1 protein-coding gene is annotated in these 338 nt (G+C 65.7%); it reads left to right on the top strand.

Translation table 11 applies throughout. The features are described 5' to 3' along the window. Window positions 1-338 (top strand): VCBS domain-containing protein (locus tag ACLIIZ_RS21135; protein WP_416695687.1); only part of this gene is annotated, 338 nt, incomplete at both ends.

Raw genomic sequence — 338 nt, 5'->3', positions numbered from 1 at the left:
GGACGGGACGACGCACGACATCGTGGTGACGATCACCGGTACCAATGACGGCGCCGAAGTGAGCGGCAAGGACAAGGGTGCGGTGACGGAAGACGCGTCGAACCCGAACCTGACCGACACCGGCACGTTGCTGGTGACGGATGTCGATGGCACCGACGAAGCGCAGTTCCAGACCACGGGCATCGTCGCCAGCGCCGGTGCGCTGGGCGGTCTGACGATCACGGCGACCGGCGACTGGACCTACACGGTGGCGAACGCCGACGTGCAGTACCTGGGCGAAGGTGAGACGAAGGTCGAGACCTTCACCGTGAAGACGGTGGACGGGACGACGCACGACA

The sequence above is a fragment of the Azonexus caeni genome (assembly GCF_048146105.1).
In the GTDB taxonomy this organism is placed as follows: Bacteria; Pseudomonadota; Gammaproteobacteria; order Burkholderiales; family Rhodocyclaceae; genus Azonexus; species Azonexus aromaticus_B.
The sequence above is the reverse complement of the archived record's forward strand: the minus strand, read 5'-3'. Positions and strand labels throughout refer to the sequence as shown.